Source organism: Paraburkholderia strydomiana (assembly GCF_046030495.1).
GTDB lineage: Bacteria > Pseudomonadota > Gammaproteobacteria > Burkholderiales > Burkholderiaceae > Paraburkholderia > Paraburkholderia strydomiana_A.
The window spans coordinates 1-15,600 of sequence record NZ_JAQQCJ010000013.1; the positions used below are offsets into that span (position 1 = coordinate 1).

At 66.7% G+C, this 15,600-nt stretch carries 10 protein-coding genes; 7 read left to right on the plus strand and 3 right to left on the minus strand.

Features of this window, described 5'->3' with window-relative positions:
- Positions 1–45 precede the first annotated feature (45 nt).
- Together PQQ53_RS18250 and PQQ53_RS18255 are read left to right on the plus strand one after the other, a co-directional pair.
- On the plus strand, positions 46–2,499 hold the full coding sequence (locus PQQ53_RS18250) for a TonB-dependent siderophore receptor (protein WP_408325331.1): 2,454 nt from the start codon (positions 46–48) through the stop codon (positions 2,497–2,499).
- Between the two features lie 62 nt (positions 2,500–2,561).
- Complete coding sequence (locus tag PQQ53_RS18255) at positions 2,562–3,359, plus strand: hypothetical protein (protein WP_408325170.1); 798 nt, start codon at positions 2,562–2,564, stop codon at positions 3,357–3,359.
- Between the two features lie 8 nt (positions 3,360–3,367).
- Here PQQ53_RS18255 and PQQ53_RS18260 read toward each other — a convergent pair whose 3' ends face one another.
- Entirely contained in the window at positions 3,368–3,655 is a 288-nt protein-coding gene (locus tag PQQ53_RS18260) for a DUF4148 domain-containing protein (RefSeq protein ID WP_408325172.1), read from the minus strand.
- Positions 3,656–3,953: 298 nt separating this feature from the next.
- On the opposite strand from PQQ53_RS18260, the gene PQQ53_RS18265 reads away from it, so the two are divergent.
- Genes PQQ53_RS18265 through PQQ53_RS18275 form a run of 3 tightly spaced genes read left to right on the plus strand, consistent with a single transcriptional unit; the run spans position 3,954 to position 10,100 of the window.
- Positions 3,954–7,175 carry an efflux RND transporter permease subunit gene (locus PQQ53_RS18265; RefSeq protein ID WP_408325174.1) on the plus strand — a complete coding sequence of 1,074 codons (3,222 nt, stop codon included), beginning with the start codon at positions 3,954–3,956 and terminating at the stop codon, positions 7,173–7,175.
- Positions 7,176–7,194: 19 nt separating this feature from the next.
- Positions 7,195–8,604 carry an efflux RND transporter periplasmic adaptor subunit gene (locus PQQ53_RS18270; protein ID WP_408325176.1) on the plus strand — a complete coding sequence of 470 codons (1,410 nt, stop codon included), beginning with the start codon at positions 7,195–7,197 and terminating at the stop codon, positions 8,602–8,604.
- A gap of 26 nt (positions 8,605–8,630) precedes the next feature.
- Positions 8,631–10,100, plus strand: a complete 1,470-nt coding sequence (locus PQQ53_RS18275; protein WP_408148041.1) for an efflux transporter outer membrane subunit — start codon at positions 8,631–8,633, stop codon at positions 10,098–10,100.
- A gap of 33 nt (positions 10,101–10,133) precedes the next feature.
- Here PQQ53_RS18275 and PQQ53_RS18280 read toward each other — a convergent pair whose 3' ends face one another.
- Both PQQ53_RS18280 and PQQ53_RS18285 read right to left on the minus strand, forming a co-directional pair.
- Positions 10,134–11,594, minus strand: a complete 1,461-nt coding sequence (locus PQQ53_RS18280; protein ID WP_408158092.1) for a heavy metal sensor histidine kinase — start codon at positions 11,592–11,594, stop codon at positions 10,134–10,136.
- Complete coding sequence (locus tag PQQ53_RS18285; RefSeq protein WP_408148045.1) at positions 11,594–12,271, minus strand: heavy metal response regulator transcription factor; 678 nt, start codon at positions 12,269–12,271, stop codon at positions 11,594–11,596. The genes PQQ53_RS18280 and PQQ53_RS18285 overlap by 1 nt, the downstream gene beginning before the upstream one ends.
- Before the next feature lie 509 nt (positions 12,272–12,780).
- Between PQQ53_RS18285 and PQQ53_RS18290 the strand changes: the two genes are divergently transcribed.
- Both PQQ53_RS18290 and ggt read left to right on the plus strand, forming a co-directional pair.
- On the plus strand, positions 12,781–13,824 hold the full coding sequence (locus PQQ53_RS18290; protein WP_121322348.1) for a rod shape-determining protein: 1,044 nt from the start codon (positions 12,781–12,783) through the stop codon (positions 13,822–13,824).
- A gap of 180 nt (positions 13,825–14,004) precedes the next feature.
- Positions 14,005–15,591 carry a gamma-glutamyltransferase gene (gene ggt, locus PQQ53_RS18295; RefSeq protein WP_408325178.1) on the plus strand — a complete coding sequence of 529 codons (1,587 nt, stop codon included), beginning with the start codon at positions 14,005–14,007 and terminating at the stop codon, positions 15,589–15,591.
- Positions 15,592–15,600: the final 9 nt, after the last annotated feature.

A 15,600-nucleotide genomic window follows, 5' to 3' on the forward strand; every position in this document is an offset into this window, starting at 1 on the left:
CCTTTTAACCGGGCACATTATCTAAAGCCCGGCGCCGGCCGTGGCGTGTTGCGCCCACGGCCGGCGGCGCACTTCGCGCGGCATATCGCAACGGCCGCGCTGATCTCGGCGGGGCTGCCGTCCAACGCGGCGCTCGCCGCCGAACCCTCGGCCGACACCCGCGCCGCCGCCGAAGCGCCGGCGCGCAAGCGCTACGACATTCCGGCCGGCCCGCTCGAGGGCGCGCTCAATCGTTTCGGCCGCGAAGCCGGGCTGCTGCTGTCGTTCCCGGCTGAGCTGACAGCCGGGCGCAACAGCGAAGGCCTGCACGGCGAGTACGGCGTGCAACAGGCGCTCGACCACCTTCTGCATGGCACCGGCCTCGCCGCACGCCAGCAGTCGAACGGCAGCTACACGCTCATCGAGCAGGAACGGCCAGGCGCGGACGGCGCGAGCGACGCCACCCTGCCCACGGTCGCCGTGACGTCGCGGCTGGTGCAAGCTGGCAGCTATCGCCCGCCCGCCGAAGCGGGCGTGACCCGCTCCGACACGCCGATACTCGACACCGCGCAGGCCGTCGCCGTGGTGCCGTCACAGGTGCTGCGCGACCAGCGTCCGCGCAATCTGGACGACGCGCTCGCGAACGTGAGCGGCATCGTGCAGGGCAATACGCTCGCCGGCACGCAGGACACGCTGCTCAAGCGCGGCTTCGGCGGCAATCGCGACGGCTCGATCATGCACAACGGCATGCCGCTCGTGCAGGGGCGCGGCCTGAACGCGGCCGCCGACAGCGTCGAAGTGCTCAAGGGCCCGACTTCGCTGCTGTACGGGATCATGGACCCCGGCGGCGTCGTCAACGTGGTGAGCAAGCAGCCGTTGCTCACGCCTTATCACGCGATCTCCGTGCTCGGCTCGACATACGGGCACGGCCGTAACGGCGCCGAGACGACGCTCGATACGACCGGGCCCATCGGCGACTCGGGCCTCGCGTACCGGCTCGTCGTCGATCAAACCAACGAACAGTACTGGCGCAATTTCGGCGAGCATCGCGAGACGCTGGTCGCGCCGTCGCTCGCGTGGTATGGACGCGATACGCAGGTGGTGGTCTCGTACGAATACCGGAACTTCCTCTATCCGTTCGACCGCGGCACCGCGCTCGATCCGAAGACCAACGAGCCACTCGCGATTCCGAGCCGCCGCCGTCTCGACGAGCCGTTCAACGAGATGGACGGCGAATCGCACCTCGCGCAAATCAGCGTCGATCATCAGATCAACGCCGACTGGAAGGCGCATGTCGGCTACAGCTACAACCGCGAAACCTACGACGCGAACCAGTTGCGCGTGCAGGGCATCAACAGCACGACAGGCGCCGTGTCGCGCAGCAACGATGCGACGCATGGCGCGCTGAGCACGGATAGTTACGCGATCGCGTATGTGGACGGCCATTTCAACGTCGCCGGATTGCGTAACGATCTGCAGGTCGGCGTCGACGCCGAGTATCGCCGCATCTATCGCCGCGACCTGCTGCGTCAGGCGACGAAGTATCCGTTCAACTATTTCGATCCGGTCTACGGCCTGGAGAGTCCGTCCACCACGGTGTCCGCGAGCGACAGCGATCAGACCGACACGCTGCACGACCGCTCGCTGTTCTTCCAGGACAGTCTGCATCTGACCGACAAGTGGATACTGATCGGCGGCGCACGTTTTCTGAGCTACAACCAGGTCGCGGGCAAGGGCCGGCCGTTCGTCGCCAACACCGACATCAACGGCACGAGATGGCTGCCTCGCGCGGGCGTGGTCTACAAATGGACCGACACGGTGTCGCTGTACGGCAGCTATACGCAGTCGCTGAAGCCGACCTCGACGATCGCGCCGCTCTCCACCGGCGTGGTGATCGGCTCGTCGGTGCAGCCCGAGCAGGCCACCTCATGGGAGCTCGGCGCAAAAATGGCGCTGCCCGCCGGGCTGACCGGCACGCTCGCGCTCTTTAACATCGACAAGAAAAACGTGCTGGTGCAGCAGTACAACGATGCGACCAAACAGACCGACTGGCGCACCGCCGGCAAGGCGCGCTCGCGCGGCGTCGAACTCGACGTCGCCGGTCAGATCGGCGAGCACTGGAGCGTGATCGCGAGCTACGCGTATATCGACGCGAAGACCACGGAAGACCCGCTTTATGCCGGCAACCGCTTGTGGAACGCGCCGCAGAACACGGCGTCGTTCGCGGCGGTGTACGACTTCGGCGCGGTCCTCGGCGGCGACCAGTTGCGCGTGGGCGCCGGCGCGCATTACGTCGGCGCGCGGCCGGGCGATTCGGCGAACAGCTTCACGCTGCCGTCCTATACGGTCGCCGATGCGTTCGCCACCTACGACACGAAAATCGGCAACCGTCATCTGTCTTTCCAGCTCAACGTGAAGAACCTGTTCAACAAGACGTACTACCCGTCGAGCGTGAACAAGTACTTCGTGTCGATTGGCGACGCGCGCCAGGTGTCGCTGCTGTCGACGCTCGAGTTTTGAACCGCACGGGCGCGGTACGCGCCGCCGTTCGCACTATCCACCTGAACGAGACAGGAAGGCCCATGAAAATTCACAAGCACCGCAATGAACCCGCCCTCGCGCCGCGCGCGAACCGCAGAACTTTTCTCACTGCGGCAGCGAGCCTCGGTGCGGGGTTGGCGTTTGGCGCGCCCGCAGCCTACGCGGTATCGAACGCCACAGGCACGGGCAGGAAGGTGGTGATGGTCGTGCAGGCAAACGCGCAAACAGGTGAGAAAAAAAGCGGCCCGGACCAGAGCGCCGACCAGAAGATCGCCGCACATCTCATCGCGCGCGGTTACGGCGTTCGCATGCTCGATCAGGCACAGCCGCCCGAAGCGGCGAGCGACGCCGATCTGGTGCTGATCTCGTCGACTGTGTCGTCGAAACTGGTGGCGAGCGGCTGGCGCTATCTGGCCAGGCCGCTACTCACATGGGAAAACGATCTGCTCGACGACTTCGCGATGACCGGCAAACGCCACGACGTCGATTTCGGCGAAGCGCAAAAAGAGCGCTACCTGTGGCTCGTCAATGCGCCGCATCCGATGGCCGCCGGTTTGCCGGCGGGCGTGACGAATGTCTACGGCAGGCAGGCCGCGATGAGTTGGGGCAAGCCCGGGCTCGGCGCGGCGATCATCGCGACGCTGTACGGTCAACCGGAGAAAGCGGCGATTTTCGCGTACGAAAAAGGCGCGACCATGGACTATGAGTCGCTGGCGCCCGCGCGGCGCGTGATGTTCTTTCTGAACAACGACACATTCGGCAATCTGTCTGCGGCGGGCGCGAGCCTGTTCGATGCGGCGGTGGATTGGGCCGCCGCGCCCGCAAGCAATCCGGCCTGAAGCCGTTCTCAATTCGACGCCGTGCGCGATTGCATGGCGGGTGCGTCTGCCGTGCTGAGCGCGCCGGTGTGATCAGTACCGTGCTGGATCGCGTAAATTTCGCGGTTTCGCGCAATCGTCGCCGCCGACGGCGGATAGTCGCCGGTCGGCGTCGGGACCAGTCCTTCGGCTTGCGCCTGCTGCAACTGCGCCATCACGTCGGCCCGCGTCAAGCCCGACGAGGTGGTTTGAGCAAAGGCATTCGCGCCGAACGGCAGGCTGAGGGCGGCAACGGCAAGAGCGGTAAGCAGTTTCATGATGAATCTCCGGGTAGGGGCAAGAAGGAAGTGGCCTGAACCACGCTTCCCATTCTTGTTATTTCAGCTGTCGGAGCACTGACCCGGACATTACCGTTTTGTTATCCATGGCGAGCCCGCGCTCGCCCGCCGCGCGCCTCGCCCCTCCCCTCGGTCCGTCAGATAACAGAACGGTAATCTAGCCGACCGCAGCGCGTAAGCGCCCCGCCGCCACACTCCTGACTCACGAAGCCGCGTCGCGCGTTCATCGCAGCGCCGCCCCGACGCGCGCCTCCTTTGTCATTTTCAGGAATCCGATATGTGGATCGTCAGGCTCGCGCTGCGCCGCCCCTACACTTTCGTGGTACTCGCCGTGCTGATCTTTATGGTCGGCCCGCTCGCGATACTACGCACGCCGACCGATATCTTCCCCAACATCGATATCCCGGTGGTCAGCATCGTCTGGACGTATAACGGCTTTTCCGCGCAGGACATGGCCAACCGCATCACGTCGAACTACGAACGCGCGCTCACCTCCGACGTCGAAGATATCGAGCATATCGAATCGCAATCGCTCAATGGCGTGTCGGTAGTGAAGATCTTTTTTCATCCGGGTGCGGATATCAATCGCGCGATTGCCGAGGCCGCGTCCAATTCCGCGTCGATTCTGCGCGTGCTGCCGCCTGGCACGCTGCCACCGAACATCATCACGTACAACGCCTCGACGGTGCCGATCCTGCAACTCGGGCTGTCCAGCGACACGTTGTCCGAGCAGCAGCTCTACGACCTGGGCAATAGCGCGATCCGCACGCAGCTGGCGACGGTGCAAGGCGCGGCGGTGCCGCTGCCGTTCGGCGGCAAGGTGCGGCAGATCATGGTCGATATCGACCCGCGCGCGCTGCAGGCCAAGGGCCTCGCACCGCTCGACGTGGTCAACGCGATCAACGCGCAGAACCTCATCCTGCCGGGCGGCACGGCGAAGATCGGCGCGAAGGAATACAACGTGCAGATGAACGGCAGCACGGACACCGTCGCCGCGCTCAACGATCTGCCGATCAAAACAGTGGCGGGCGGCGTGGTGTACGTGCGCGACGTCGCCCATGTGCGCGACGGCTACGCGCCGCAGACCAACATCGTACGCAGCGACGGCAAACGCGCCGCGCTGCTGACCGTCGAAAAATCCGGCAATACCTCGACGCTGACGATCATCCAGCAGGTCAAATCGCTGTTGCCGCACATCGCGGCCGGCTTGCCGAGCGCCTTGCACATCACCGCGCTCTCGGACCAGTCGGTGTTCGTGAAATCGGCCGTAGTGGGCGTCGCGCGCGAGGCGTTGATCGCCGCCGCGCTTACCGCGCTGATGATCCTGCTGTTTCTCGGCAGCTGGCGCGCCACGCTCATCATCGCGGTGTCGATTCCGCTGGCGGTGCTGACTTCGCTGATCGCGCTTTCCGCGCTCGGCCAGACCATCAACATCATGACGCTCGGCGGGCTTGCGCTCGCGGTGGGCATTCTCGTCGACGACGCCACCGTCGCGATCGAAAACATCACGCATCATCTGGAAAACGGCGCGCCGCTGCACGACGCGATCCTGAACGGCTCCGGCGAAATCGCCGTGCCCACCTTCGTCTCGACACTCTCGATCTGCATCGTGTTCGTGCCGATGTTCCTGCTCTCCGGCGTCGCGCGCTATCTGTTCGTGCCGCTCGCCGAAGCCGTCGTGTTCGCGATGATCGCGTCGTACTTCTTTTCGCGCACGCTGGTGCCGACCCTCGCCATGTATCTGATGCGCGCGCGCAGCCATGCGCCGCTCAGCGGCAACGGCAACGGCCCGATTGCGCGTCTGATCCGCTTTCAGGCAGCGTTCGAGCGACGCTTCGAGCGGCTGCGCGAAGCCTATCGCGGCGCGCTCGGCGCGGCGATCGCGAGCCCGCGTCGCTTCATTGCGGTGTTCCTGCTGGCGTGCGTCGGCTCGCTCGCGCTGGTGCCGTTCGCCGGCCGCGATTTCTTCCCTGCTGTCGATACCGGCGAGATCCGCCTGCATCTGCGGGCGCCGACCGGCACGCGTATCGAAGACACCGCGCGTCTCACCGACGAGGTCGAAACCCGCGTGCGTGACACGATTGCGCCGAAGGAACTGGCCGCGATGCTGGACAACATCGGCGTGCCGGTGAGCGGCATCAATCTGACCTACGACTCGTCGGACCCGATCGGCCCGGAAGACGCCGACGTGATGATCACGCTCGCGGCGAAACACCGGCCCACCGCGCAGTATGTGGCGGCGCTGCGCACGATGCTCACGAAGGATTTCCCCGGCGTCACGTTCGCGTTCCTGCCCGCCGACATCGTCAGCCAGATTCTCAACTTCGGCTTGCCCGCGCCGATCGATATCCAGATCGTCGGCAACAAGCTCAATGCGAACCGCGCCGTCGCCAACACACTGCTCGCGCAACTGCGCGGCGTGCGCGGTCTCGTCGACGCGCGTATCCAGCAGCCGGGCGACGCCCCCGCGATCAACGTCAACGTCGACCGCACGCGAGCGATTCAGGCCGGTTTGCTGCAACGCGACGTCTCGCAGAATCTGCTGATCGCGCTGTCCGGCAGTTCGCAGACTTCGCCGAACTTCTGGCTCGATCCGCGCAACGGCGTCAGCTACCCACTTCTGGCGATGATGCCGCAGTACGACGTGAACTCGCTGCAGGCGCTCGCCAATATTCCGGTCGCACAAGGCGGCGCATCCGGCTCGGCGACCGGCCCCGCACCGCAGAACCTGCTCGGCGCGCTCGGCACGCTGACGCGCGGCACCCAGCAAGCCGTGGTGTCGCACTACAACGTGCAGCCGGTGCTCGATATTTTCGCGTCGGCGCAAGGGCGCGATCTCGGCGGCGTGGCGGCCGACGTGACCCGGCTCGTCGACCAGATCAGGCCGCAGTTGCCGCCGGGCGCGTCGATCGTGGTGCGCGGCCAGGTGCAGGCGATGCACGACTCGTTCACCGGCCTCGCAAGCGGCATGCTGTTCGCGATCGCACTCGTCTATCTGCTGATGGTCGTCAATTTCCAGTCGTGGCTCGATCCGCTCATCATCGTCACCGGTCTGCCGGGTTCGCTCGCGGGCATCGCGTGGATGCTGTTCAGCACCGGCACTCGCCTGAGCGTGCCGGCGCTCACGGGCACGATTCTGTGCATCGGCATTGCCACGGCCAATAGCATTCTCGTCATCAACACCGCCCGTGAATTGCACCACGGCGGCACACCGCCGCTGCGCGCCGCGCTCGACGCCGGTTTCAGCCGCTTCCGTCCGGTGCTGATGACCGCGCTGGCGATGCTGATCGGCATGCTGCCGATGGCGCTCGGCCTCGGCGACGGCGGCGAACAGAACGCGCCGCTCGGACGCGCCGTGATCGGCGGCCTCGCGCTCGGCACGCTGTCGACCTTGCTGTTCGTCCCGGTGGTCTACGGGACCGTGCACGCGTGGCTCGATCGGCGCCGCGCGGCGCGCAACGCCGCCCAGCAAGTCCGCGAGCCGGCCCACACTCTTTGATTCCGACAGGACCTGGCCCATGAACGACTCATCATTTCCGCCCGAACTGGGCGAGCAGGCTAGCCAGTCTGCGCACGCCGCTGAAACCGGCACTCCCCCCGATGCGGCTCGCGCTGCCGAGCCGCATCGGGGGGCGGCGTCAGCATCGCAGACGGACGGCGGCTCACGCGCGCACATGTCCGACAGAAGCAGCGCTTCGCCCGTAGAACCCGCGAGCGCCGATCACCGCGAACACGCCGGGACCGACAGCGACACAGCCACCAGCGCCACTGTTTCCCCTGACGCGAGGCAGCGCCGCCGCCTCTGGCCGCTCGTGCCCGCCGGCCTCGCCGTCGCGTTGCTGCTCCTCGGCATCGTGCCGCGCCTGCATGCCAGCGCCGCGCTGACTCGCCAGACCGACGCGCAAAGCGTGCTCAGCGTCTCCGTCGTCACGCCGCGCGCCGCACCGGCCAGCCGTGAACTCGTGCTGCCCGGTTCAATTACGCCGTTCGCGGAAGCCTCGATCTATGCCCGCACGAGCGGTTATCTCGCGCACTGGAACACCGACCTCGGCGCGCAGGTGAAGAACGGCCAGACGCTCGCGACGATCGACGCGCCGGAGCTCGACGCGCAACTGCGCCAGGCCCGCGCCGACGCCGCCACCGCGCAGGCCAATTTCGACTTCGCGAAGACCACCGCGCAGCGCTGGCAGGCGATGCTGCAAACCCAGTCGGTCGCGCAGCAGGATGCCGACACCAAGGTCAGCGAGATGGAAGCGCGCCGCGCGATGCTGGCGTCGGCGCAGGCCAATGTCGCGCATCTCGCCGAGCTGGTTTCGTACGAAAAGGTCACCGCGCCGTTCGACGGCGTGATCACCGCGCGCAACGTCGACGTCGGCGCGCTGGTGACGGCGGGCGGCTCGCCCGGCACGGCCGGCGCGTCAGGCGAGCTGTTCCACATTCAGCAGACCGGCACGCTGCGCGTGTTCGTCGACGTGCCGCAGAACGACGCGCCTTACGTCACGCCCGGCATCGGCGTGTATCTGAGCACCCAGCAGTATCCGGGCCGCCAGATCCCCGCGAAGGTGGCCCGCACGAGCGGCGCGATCGACCCGTCGAGCCGCACGCTGCGCGTCGAAGTCGACGTGGACAACCGGGATGGCGCGCTGATGCCCGGCGCCTACGGGCAGGTGCATCTGCAGTTGCAGGCGACGAGACCCGCGCTCGACCTGCCGGTCAGCGCGCTGTTGTTCCGCCCCGGCGGTGTGACGGTAGCGGTGGTCGACGGCAACGGCCGGGCGGTGCTGAAGACCGTGCAGATCGGCCGCGATTTCGGCACGCATGTGGAAATCACGACGGGGCTCGCCTCGACCGATCGCGTGATCGACAACCCCGGCGATTCGCTGAGCACGGGCCAGGTCGTTCAGATCACACCGGCGATGCATAGCTGAGCCACCGTCACAGAAAGGAATCGCCGATGTTTTCAAGCTCTCCGGCAAGGCCGCTGCCGCGCCGCGCCCCGTTCGCCACGCTGCTCGCCGCGCTGTGCTCCGCGCTGCTTGGCGCCTGTTCGACCCTGCCGCCTTACCAGCGCCCCACCGCCGAAGTCCCCGCGCACTATGCGGGCGCGGCGCCCGGCTGGACGCAGGCCGCGCCGGCTGACGCGGCGCCGCGCGGTCCGTGGTGGACCGCTTTCGACGATCCGGTTCTCAACCAGCTCGAAGCGCGCATCGACGTGTCGAACCAGACCGTGCGCAAGGCGGTCGCGCAGCTCCAGCAGGCGCGCTCGCTGGTCGACTACCAGCGCGCCGGTTTTTTTCCGACGATTACCGCCGGCCTCGCGCAGGACCGGTCGCGGACCTCGCAGAACGTCGAAGGCAAATCGCTGGCGGGCAAGACCGTGCCCGACTATGCGGCGGGCGTCTCGGCGAGTTGGGAACCGGATCTGTTCGGACGCATCCGCGACAGCGTGAACGGCGCCCACGCCGACGCCCAGGCCAGCGAAGCGGACCTCGAAGGCGTGCGCCTGTCGATGAGCGCCGATCTCGCCGTCGACTATTTCGCGCTGCGCTCGCTCGATACCCAGAAGAAACTGCTCGACGACAGCGTGAGCGCCTACGCCGCCGCGTTGAAGCTGCTGCAACAGCAACTGAACAACGGCGCGATCGATGCTTCCGCCGTCGCCCAGGCCACGACGCAACTCGAAGCCACCCGCACGCAGGCGACCGATATCGACGTGACGCGCGCGCAGATGCAGCATGCGATTGCCACGCTGACCGGCGAGCCGGCCTCGAGCTTCACGCTGCCGCCGAACGGCTCCGCCGCGGCGCCGCCGGCGATTCCCGTGGGCTTGCCGTCCCAGCTGCTGGAGCGCCGCCCTGACATCGCCGCCGCCGAACGGCGTGTGGCGTCCGCGAATGCGCAGATCGGCGTGGCGCACGCGGCGTTCTTCCCCGACCTGGTGTTGTCGGCGAGCGTGGGCCTCGAGAGCACCTTCTTCGCGCCATGGCTGAGCGCGCCCAGTCTGTTCTGGTCACTCGGCCCGCAACTGGCCGGTACGCTGTTCGACGGCGGCAAGCGCCGCGCGAGCCTGCACGGCGCCGTCGCTCAATATGACGGCGCGGTCGCCGATTATCGCCAGTCGGTGCTGGTGGCGTTCCAGCAAGTCGAGGACAGCCTGTCCGCGCTGCACGCGCTCGCCGACGAAGCCGCCAGCCAGCAGCGCGCCACGACGGCCGCGGATCTGTCGCTGCGCCTCACGACGAACCGCTTCAATGCGGGGGCCGTGAGCTATCTCGACGTCGTGACCGCACAGACCATCGCGCTGACGAATCAGCGCGTCGCCGATCAGATCGCCGCGCGCCAACTGGAATCGAGTGTGCTGTTGCTGAAGGCGTTGGGCGGACCGTGGCAGGCAGGCGCAGCGAACACGCCCGCGCATGGATAGCGTTGCCGAGCGCCCCGCCTGGGCCTCGGGCGTTCACCCTGCCCGTTTGAAAGTCAGGACGAAGCGTGTGCCGCGCGCATCGCTCTCCGCATGCACCGTGCCGCCATGCAACTCCATGATGGTGCGCACGATGGCGAGGCCCAGTCCCGTCGATCCCGTCGACGCTTGCGAGACGTCTGCCGCGGGCAGCGAACTGCGTGACGGATCGACGCGATAGAAGCGGTCGAAGATGCGTTCGAGATGCTCGGCCGCGATCGGCGTGCCCTGATTCGACACGCTGACCCGCACCGCCTCGGGCGACTCGCCGACGTCCAGCGCGATCTCGCCGCCCGGCGGCGTATAGCGGATCGCATTCGCGAGCAGATTGCCGAGCGCGCGGCGAAACAGTTCGAGATCCGCCGTCAGGCTGGCTGCGCCGCCGACCCGCACGCGCACGCCCGCCTCCTCGGCAATGCCTTCGAAGTAGTCGGCGATGTGGCTCAGTTCCTGCCCCGCGTCGAACTCGCGCATGTGCTTGACGAACTGCGGATGCTCGGCGCGCGCGAGAAACAGCACGTTCTCGATCATTCTCGACAGACGGTCGCACTCTTCGAGATTCGACGCGAGCAGCGACTCGTATTCATCGACCGAACGCGGACGGGCGAGCGCCACCTCGGCGGCGCCGCGCATGTTGCCGAGCGGCGTGCGCATGTCGTGCGCGAGATCGGCCGTGAAACGCGACAGCCTCTGAAAACCCTGCTCGACCCGTTCGAGCATCGCATTGAACGACACCACCAGCGCCGCCAGTTCACTCGGCACACGCTCGACGGTGACCCGCGTATCGAGGCGGTTGATCGTGACGAGGCCCGCGCTCGCCGCAATGTCGCGCAGCGGCTGCAGCGCGACGCGAATCAGCACATAGCCGAGCAGCATCGCCAGCAGCACGCCGGCCACGCCCGCCATCTGGAGCTTGTCGCGGTAACGGTCCAGCAGCAGCCAGCGGTCGCTCATGTTGCGCGCCACCAGCACGCTCGCGGTGTCGCCGTTGCGCAGCCGCACATCGGTGAGAATGCCGCGAATCGGGGCGCCATTGCGCCCGATCCAGTCGCCGATGTCGGCCTCGGTAATGCGCGCGGTGGCCGCCACGCGCGCGAGCGGCGGCAGCGCGGCGAGGCTCGCCGCGCCGCTGGCCGCGTCCGGCGCGGCGAGCGCAGCGGCGATGTTGTGGTCGATCGCCTTGTTGCCGTCGGGGCCGAACACTTCCATCGACATCGCCTCGTTGCCGAGCACGATGCTCGCAAGGCGCTCGCCGTGTTCGCGAATGCCCTGCGCCGATTCGAGTTCTTCGGCGAGGCGCCGTGCGTGACGCGCGGCCAGCACGATGTCGAGATTGTCCTGCGCCTTGATCTGCTTTTCGAGCGCGAGGTACAGGAAACTGCCGACCAGCACGAATACCGCCAGCGTGGTGACGCCAAAAGCAAAGGCGAGCGTGGCGGCAAGCGAACGGCCGCGCATCAGCCGAGGTCCTTCACTTCGAGCACGTAGCCGACGCCGCGCACGGTGTGAATCAGCTTGACCGGGAAATTATCGTCGATCTTGGTGCGCAGACGCCGGATCGCGACTTCGACGACATTCGTGTCGCTGTCGAAATTCATATCCCATACATAGGAGGCGATCTGCGTGCGGCTCAGCACTTCACCCTCGCGGCGCGCGAGCAGCTGCAGCAGCGAGAATTCACGCGGCGTCAGATCGATGCGCGTGCCGCCCCGTTTCACGCGCCGGCGATTCACGTCCATTTCCAGATCACCTACCTTGATCAGCTCGCTTTCGCGCGGCGGCCCACGGCGCCCAAGCGTGCGCACGCGCGCCAGCAATTCGACGAAGGCAAAAGGCTTGACGAGGTAGTCGTCCGCGCCGAGCTCCAGCCCTCGCACGCGGTCGTCGACGTCGTCGCGCGCGGTGAGGAACAGCACGGGCGTGGTGCGGGTGCTGCGCAAGCTCCTGACGACGCTCCAGCCGTCCATGCCCGGCAGCATCACGTCGAGCACGATCACGTCGTACTCTTCCTCCTGGGCGAGCAGCAGTCCCTGCGGGCCGTCGTTCGCGACGTCAACCGCGTAGCCGGATTCTTCCAGACCTTTCTTCAGATAGGCCGCTGTTTTCAGCTCGTCCTCGATCACCAGGATTCGCATTGGTTACTCCGCTTTGCGTTGACGCTGAAATCATACCGTCTGGCGCTCGGGTCGACGATTACCATTCAGTAATGTTCGTCCGCGCAGCATCCCGTGAAGAACCGGCCGGCGGGCGGCTTCGGCCGCCCGGCGCGTTGCGCGTCACGCCGCCGCGCTGCCTTGAGCAACCGTCGCCGAGGTCTGAAGCGGCCGTGCCCGTGGCCGGCGAACCCGCGCGAGCGTGCCTGCGCAGGGCCGGTCCGTTCGCCCGCTCGCGCCTCCGTACGCAAGCCCGGCCTGCGTCGTCCACTTCCTGCGAAGCCGCGAGGCTGCTCGTGCACCCGCGTGGCGAGCGCACGGATAAGCCCAAGCAGGACTGATTTTGCGCCAGCTCAGCCACCGGCATTGCCGCCGCATCCGAAACTGTTATTCTTCCCTCTCTCCCGACCGTCAACCGGTCGCCTGGCGCCATGGCGCGGCACTCCCCCAGCGGCGCTCACGCGCCCGACCTCACAGAGACAGGAATTTGCATGTTCGGTTTTCTGCGCGGCTATTTTTCCAACGACCTGGCCATCGACCTCGGCACGTCCAACACGCTGATCTACATGCGTGGCAAAGGCATCGTGCTCGACGAACCCTCGGTGGTTTCGATCCGCCAGGAAGGCGGCCCGAATGGCAAGAAGATCATTCTGGCCGTCGGCAAGGAAGCAAAGCAGATGCTCGGCAAAGTGCCGGGCAACATCGAGGCGATCCGCCCGATGAAAGACGGCGTGATCGCCGACTTCAACATCACCCAGCAGATGATCAAGCGCTTCATCCAGATGGCGCACGAATCGCGGATGTTCGCGCCGTCGCCACGCATCATCATCTGCGTGCCGTGCGGTTCGACCCAGGTCGAGCGCCGCGCGATCAAGGAAGCCGCCCATAGCGCGGGCGCATCGCAGGTCTATCTGATCGAGGAGCCGATGGCCGCGGCAACCGGCGCGGGGCTGCCGGTGTCGGACGCGACCGGCTCGATGGTGGTCGACATCGGCGGCGGCACGACCGAAGTGGGCGTGATCTCGCTCGGCGGCATCGTGTACAAGGGCTCGGTGCGCGTGGGCGGCGACAAGTTCGACGATGCGATCGTCAACTACATCCGCCGCAACTACGGCATGCTGATCGGCGAGCAAACCGCCGAAGCGATCAAGAAGGAAATCGGCTCCGCGTTTCCCGGCTCCGAAGTCAAGGAGATGGAAGTCAAGGGCCGCAATATGTCCGAAGGGATACCACGCAGTTTCACCGTGTCGAGCAACGAAATTCTCGAAGCGCTGACCGATCCGCTGAACCAGATCGTGTCGGCCGTGAAGATCGCCCTGGAACAGACGCCGCCCGAACTCGGCGCCGATATCGCCGAGCGCGGCATCATGCTGGCGGGCGGTGGCGCGCTGCTGCGCGACCTCGACCGGCTGCTGGCGGAAGAAACGGGGCTGCCGGTGTTCGTCGCCGAAGCGCCGCTGACCTGCGTGGTGCGCGGCTCGGGCATGGCGCTCGAACGGATCGAGAAGTTCGGCGGCTTCTTCTCTTATGAATGAACGCGTGCGGCGGTGAGGGATTACGCCGTGTGTCTCATTGCACACTGATCACGCGCTACCTGCGCGCGCGGCCTCATGCGTGTTGCGGCGCCGCACTGATTATTTTCGGCGCCGCGCGCGAACTTATACTTCCGACTCCGGCGCGCTCATGCGCAACTCATCCCCCGTAGCGGAGCAAGAATGCACGACTCTCGACTCGCCTGTGCCATCGACGGCATGGTCACCAGCCCTCATGCGTTGGCGAGCGAGGCCGGCCGCGATGTATTGCGTGCGGGCGGTAATGCGATCGAAGCGGCCATCGCGATCGGCGCGGCGCTGTGCGTGACGTATCCGCATTTCACCGGACTCGGCGGCGACGCCTTCTGGGTGATCGGCGACCGCGCGGGGACATTGCGCACGCTGTCGGGCATCGGCCAGGCCGCGGCTGAACTGCCCGCGTTCGATGCCGCGATTCCCGTGCGCGGCGCGGCGTCCGCGCTCACGACTGCCGCCACTGTCGATACATGGCATCAGGCCTACGAGATCAGTCAAAGCACATGGGGCGGCACGCAGTCGTGGTCGTCGCTGTTCGAGCGTGCGCTCGATTATGCGAGCAACGGTTTTCCGGTCACGCCGTCCCAACATTTCTGGCAGAGCCTGCGCGCCGACGAATTGAGCGCATTACCCGGCTTCGCGGCGGCCTTCGCACCGCACGGCAGGATTCCCGCCATCGACGAGCGCTTCGCGCAACCGGCGTTGGCGAAAAGCATCGAACGGATTGCCCGTTTCGGCGCGCGCGAGTTTTATGAAGGCGAGCTGGCCGAGCGAATCGCACGCGGTTTGCAGCAGGCCGGCTCGCCGCTCACCGCGAGCGACCTCGCCAGAACCCGCGCGCGCGACGAAGCGCCGTTGCGGGTCGCGTATCGCGGCGGCGAGCTGGTGAGCCTGCGTCCGCCCACGCAAGGGGTGACGACGCTGCAGATCATGGGTACGCTGGATCGCTTCGACGTCGCCTCGATTCGCGAAGGCAGCGCCGATTACTACCACCTGCTGGTGGAAGCCGTGAAATGCGCGTTCGTCGATCGCGACCGTTTCGTTTCCGATCCCGAGTTCAACGACGTGCCGCTCGAGCAGATGCTCTCGCGTGCGACACTCGACGCGCATGCCGCTTCGATCGACTTGCAGCAGGCCCGCGCGTGGCCGCACGTGTTCCGCCCGGGCGATACGGTGTTCATCGGCGCGACGGATCGCGAAGGCCGCAGCGTCAGCGTGCTGCAAACGGTCTACTTCGATTGGGGCAGCGGCGTGGTCGCGGGCGACACCGGCATTCTGTGGCACAACCGCGGCGCCTCGTTCAGCCCACACCCCGCGCATCACAACGTCGTGCAGCCGGGCAAGCGCCCCTTTCATACGCTGAACCCCGGCATGTATCTGAAAGACGGCCGCCCGGCGTTGCTGTTCGGCACGCAAGGCGCCGACGGTCAGCCGCAAACGCTCGCCGCGATTCTCACGCGGCTGATCGACTACGGGATGGACCCGCTCACCGCCCTCGCCCGCCCGCGCTTTCTGCTCGGCAAGACGTTCTCCGACGCGCGCGATGCGTTGAAGCTCGAAGAAGACGCGGGCGCCGACGTGTTCGCGGCGCTGGCCGCGCGCGGCCACGAGGTCAGCACGATCGCGGCGCAGAGTCCGCTGGCGGGTCACCCAGGCGTGATTCGCATCGATGCCGACGGCACGGTTTCAGGCGCGCACGATCCGCGCAGCGACGGGCGCGCGCTGGGTGTGTGAGCGGGGTGG